The sequence below is a fragment of the Shewanella sp. CAL98-MNA-CIBAN-0140 genome, assembly GCF_040309905.1.
Lineage (GTDB): Bacteria > Pseudomonadota > Gammaproteobacteria > Enterobacterales > Shewanellaceae > Shewanella > Shewanella psychromarinicola.
This window is the reverse complement of sequence record NZ_JBEOPI010000069.1, coordinates 1-4,998: the sequence shown is the minus strand read 5'-3', so window position 1 is coordinate 4,998 and position 4,998 is coordinate 1. Positions and strand designations below refer to the sequence as shown.

General features: G+C 42.1%; 4 protein-coding genes and 1 tRNA gene. All 5 read right to left on the bottom strand.

The window, feature by feature from the left end; all coding sequences use genetic code 11:
- Window positions 1–355: 355 nt before the first annotated feature.
- Entirely contained in the window at window positions 356–1,102 is a 747-nt protein-coding gene (locus AAEY93_RS20030; RefSeq protein ID WP_124014151.1) for a phosphatase, read from the bottom strand.
- Between the two features lie 374 nt (window positions 1,103–1,476).
- On the bottom strand, window positions 1,477–2,085 hold the full coding sequence (locus tag AAEY93_RS20025) for a flavin reductase family protein (RefSeq protein ID WP_351079380.1): 609 nt from the start codon (window positions 2,083–2,085) through the stop codon (window positions 1,477–1,479).
- 474 nt (window positions 2,086–2,559) lie between these two features.
- Window positions 2,560–3,321 carry a DnaJ domain-containing protein gene (locus tag AAEY93_RS20020; protein ID WP_351079377.1) on the bottom strand — a complete coding sequence of 254 codons (762 nt, stop codon included), beginning with the start codon at window positions 3,319–3,321 and terminating at the stop codon, window positions 2,560–2,562.
- Between the two features lie 219 nt (window positions 3,322–3,540).
- On the bottom strand, window positions 3,541–4,239 hold the full coding sequence (locus AAEY93_RS20015) for a VWA domain-containing protein (protein ID WP_124014154.1): 699 nt from the start codon (window positions 4,237–4,239) through the stop codon (window positions 3,541–3,543).
- Between the two features lie 682 nt (window positions 4,240–4,921).
- Window positions 4,922–4,998 (bottom strand) — tRNA-Val (locus AAEY93_RS20010).

Below are 4,998 nucleotides of genomic sequence, written 5' to 3'. Positions count from 1 at the left end.
CGCCAGGGTAACCCCCAAATTTCAGCAGAAAACATCGATTAAAACGAAAGTCTTTGAGCTATCAAAGTTTGGTGTGGAAACTGAGAAAAAAGAAGCAGTTTAGTCGTTAAAAGCTAGATTGCAGAAGCCCCGTGATCAGAGCGAAGCGAAGTCGCGGGGTAATTCACTGGCCTACAAAATGCTAAAGCATATGAATTTGTAGAGCTTAATCAATTGGTGCCAAGGTTAACTTATTTGGTTTTGGAATAAATCAATTGTGACGATAGGGTCAATCCCCATTTCAACACCGCCGACGATAACGATCCCTATTGTGCTAAATAGCAGGTTGTTACAGCATATAGAAAACACTTTTAAATCATTCGATTAAAACAGAGTATTCATCAAGTGTTGTATGACCTCTAGCGGACAGAAAGCACAACAAAGCTTCAGGGCTACGATTAAGTAAGCGCTCAATTGGGAAATCTACCGCTTCAATGACCGCTATCGCTTTTTCAAACTCGCCTAAGCTAAAAGCGACATGAGAATCAGATCCCATAACGAGAAGTCCTCCCGCTTTTTTTACAGCATTAGCAATATCAGTGCAGTTGCGTAAACTGCCTTTTCTAGAGGTTAAAAAAGAGGAATTATTTATCTCAAGCGCGACGTTATGTTTGGCTGCTGCAGCGGCGACGCTGTTAATGTCGATGGGATAAGCGGGATTGCCTGGATGAGTAATAATATCGACATGACCACTTTCAATACTGTTGATGAGTGCTCTAGTGTGAGCGTCTTTAGTCGATGGGGGGAAAACCGGTTCATGTAAACCTGCCAGCACGATATCAAGCTCCTGCAAATAATGACCAAAAAAGTCAATTTCGCCATGCTCATTCTTTATATTCGCTTCAATGCCACGGAGCATGCCAATACCGTCAACAATTCTAGGTAACACTCTCATATTCACAAAGTGCCAAAAATGGGGTGCATCAGCCATATCTGGACCATGATCGGTAATGGCGAATAATTTGAGACCTTTCGCCTTTGCAACGGAAAAGTAATCATGCACTGTACTATAGGCGTGAGTTGAAGCTATGGTATGAGCGTGAACATCGACAAGGAATTTCATGACCAGTCTCGTTGTCTGAGTTAAAAACAGTAGACATCAAGTCTACTCTGTTAACAGGCCTTACTCTATGATCTCTCGAGTTTTGTTGTAACAAACTTCATGGCGTTAATTCCTCTCTAGCTTTTCTGTGCGTTTTGTTTACGTTAAATGGTTGAAACAGGGTTATCAAAATAAGTTCAAATAAAAACATTACTTAGATTATGCTAATTTTAAGGCAAGGTAGCGGTGTTTTTCAAGGTAGTGTTCAAACTTATCGCTTCATAAAGCATAAAGTCGGTTGCCTGGTGTGCGCCAAATAGTAGATCTTTTTTAAATTCAAAGTCATTTATTGGTAAGTTAACGTTCAAGTAATGCTTTACACGTTAGTTTATATACTACTTTCTAGCGTAAGGTAAACGCACCAGTTTATTGCTAGTGTGGTAACTATCAAGCCCTGTAATGGCGACAGTTTCTATGGCTTGCAAGTCTAAAAAGCCATCACTTTGCAGCGCGGCCTCATCTACATACACATCGATAATTTCACCAATTACCAGCTCTGTGCCATTAATGGCTAAGTGTTGATGCTCAATAAATTTAACCGAATATTTTAAGCGACTTTCTTTTACAAATGGGGCTGTAAAATTATTTAAGTACTCGGGTGTTAACCCTGTTGCATCAAACTCTGATTTGTCTTTATCGTAACGGGCGGATGTTTGATGAGCCTGCTTATAAATTAATTTATTGACTTGATTAATAGTATACATACCGGTTTGTAGAATGTTTTCAAAGGTATGTCGAGGGACACTGTGAGGGCGAACGATCATACCGACCAGTGGCGGGTTTGCACCTAAGTGTATAACCGAGCTGACAATAGATAAATTGGTATTGCCTTGTAAGTCTTGTGTACCAATTAAATTAGCGCTTTTAAAACCCGAGAGGGAATTTATTAAATGTGTACGTGTATGTTTTTCAAGTGCGTCTATACGCTCTTTAGTAAAATGCATTAAAACTCCCTCCAACGAAACCGTTGATCCTTGCCAACCTAAATAGGCTATTTTACCTTTTTAGTGTTAAATAATGATAGATGTAAGCTCGCGCTACTGGCACCGAATAAAACCCTTTTGTCATTTTTGACCTTTCAGCGCTTGACGAAATTTGCAATTAAACTTCGCGAGTTTGATACTGGGGAGTATCTACTTGGCAAATAGGACCTGTCCGCAGTCAGCTAAAAACCTATATGTGTTTTACGAGGAAGGATTGCAAATAGATCTATCAAATATTCATAAGGTTAAGCGACTTTAGATTGAGCACAAGCAATTCGTTGCCCCCCGAATATAACGATAAAAATTAAGCACAATAATCAGCTTCACGAACGGCGTTGCCTTACAAGGGCCTTTATTCGAAGCAGGGACAGCCTTGAGAAAAGGTCCAAATAGGCAATAGATAATAGGGAATAGGAAAACATGAGCGTCCTTGGTTTACTTGCCTTTGCGGCTCACAAGCAAATCCTTCGCCTGATTTATTTTTGCGGCCAGATAGTTGCTGCCACCGCGATCAGGATGGAGTTTTTGCATTAGTTTACGATACGCAGCGATAACGTCTTGCTCCGTTGCCGTTTGATCAAGACCCAGGACGGCATAAGCTTCACTTGCCGTCATCTCAGGGCTATCGCTTGGGCGAGCGTGTTGTTCACTCTCTTCAGAATAGTGTCCGGCATTGGCAGCTTCGCGCCAGTCAGAACCATGCTGGCGATCAAGATAGGCAGCCAATACTTCGATCGAATCTGGATATTGTTTATCTGCTAGGCCATACAGAGAAATCAATTCTGACAGACTCAATTCAGACAGGTATTTCCCCTTACCATCAGTCGCCAGTAATTCACCGTCCAAATTGCCACTTTGGTGATCAAGGGTCATTTTGAGCAAGCTGGTTTCAACCGTAGAACGCTTCGATGTATCCGAGCTCTGTGTTGCTTTCGCCTTCTGATAAAGACCTTTCAAAAATGGAAAATAACGTAGCAGTGGAAACAAGCGTTTGGCAAATATCAGTAAACCTGTTCCCAGTGCGGCCAAAATATAAAGCTTTCCCGTGACCGTTAGCAAGATCAGTATTGTAATCAATGCGACCGCAGCCGCTTTCGCCGCGAATATCTTTCTTTGTTGGGGTTTCAGGGCTTGAATATATTGTACTGTGATATAGCCGATGATAATAACCGCTACTAAAACGGCAAGTCTGAACATAAAGTATTCACTTATTTGAGGTATCAGTTAAGTCGTAAAGCCTACACCATTTGTTTTACGGTGTTGCTTTGTCGCCGTGCTTATGTAATCCGAGAGCCTACACGATATTTACGGTGTTGCTTTGTCGCCGTGCTCATGTAATCCGAGAGCCTACTCGATATTTACGGTGTTTATTTTTTCGTTGCAACGGTTGGATTATTTACCGCTCACTAATCACGACTACTTTAATTGCTGTAATAACCGTCTCACGCTCGCATCCTTACTCAACAAATTATTTTTCAAAGCAGATTTTCCGCCCGCAGCATATACCGCAACCGCGGCTAACAACTGACCTAACTGTCTAGCACTACCTTGATCAAACTGGCAATGTGCACCGCCACTCAATGTCGCTAGCTGTGAGAAAATACTGCCAACCTTTGCATTATTTCCTTCTTGAAAAACAAATAAAGGCAGATTGAGTATTCCCAACTGGCCTGCTAAGGCTCCAAGTGAATCTGGGTTTTCTTCAACACTATCACCGACAAATACCAGTGCGTTTACTTTGTTTGCGCGAGTTTCACTCAATGCATGGGATAACACTTTGGCAATCTGGGTTTTCCCGGCCAGGCAGCGAACTGAAAGTAAGGCTTGTTTGATTTCATCGGCGCCGCGTGTCCAGGGAAGTGCTTTAAACTCTCCAAAACCCCGATAATAACAAAGCTGCACACTTAGAGTACTCACCTTATCGGCTTCGGCAAACATAGCCGCATGTTGTTGACTCGCCATATCCCAGCAGTGCTCACGACTTGCTGTGGCATCCATGGCAAATATCAATCTACCCTTGTCTTCGCCAGTGACCCGCGGAGTATTTTTGACTTGGCTAATGAATGCCTGAATATCTTGAGTGCGCGACTTTTTATCAGGGAGCTTTGAGACCATGTGTTATTCCAGTTTCTGCTATATCTAAAGTAAATAATAAACACAAAAATAGAGTAACCTAAATAATGTAAAGTAACAAAATCAGCGCCGCTCAAGATTGCCGCTACTATAAGAACATGTGGCAATAGTAGGGCAAAGAGTCCGTCGTCTAGAAGTCCGACGATACCCCTAATGCCGCCGTGATAAAGAGAGGCTAGTGCTCTAATCAGCTGAGCTATGAGTTTATTAGCTTTTGAATATTAACTATTAATTTTAGACACAAAAAAACCAGCTTTCACTGGCCGTATTCTCATTTATAACAGAGTTGATACCCCCGAATGGACCGCTATCCACTACAGAGTTTTACTTCAAGAAGTCCGACTCCTAATGCCGCCGTTAACTCAATGAGGGTAGTGCTCTCACCAGCTGAGCTATAGAGTGTGAAGTACATTATCAGCTTTAAATTATAGACACAAAAAAACCAGCTTGCGCTGGCCGTATTCTCTTTTATAAGAGAAATGGTACACCCGAGTGGACTTCGCTTTACCACATGAATACCGACCCCTACCGCCGCAGTTAACTAAGAGAGGGTAGTGATCTAACCAGCTGTGCTATGGGTTTATTAGCTTGTGAATATTAACTATTAATTTTAGACACAAAAAAACCAGCTTTCGCTGGCCGTATTCTCTTTTTACAAGAGAATTGGTACACCCGAGTGGACTCGAACCACCGACCCCTACCATGTCAAGGTAGTGCTCTAACCAGCTGAGCTACGGGTGT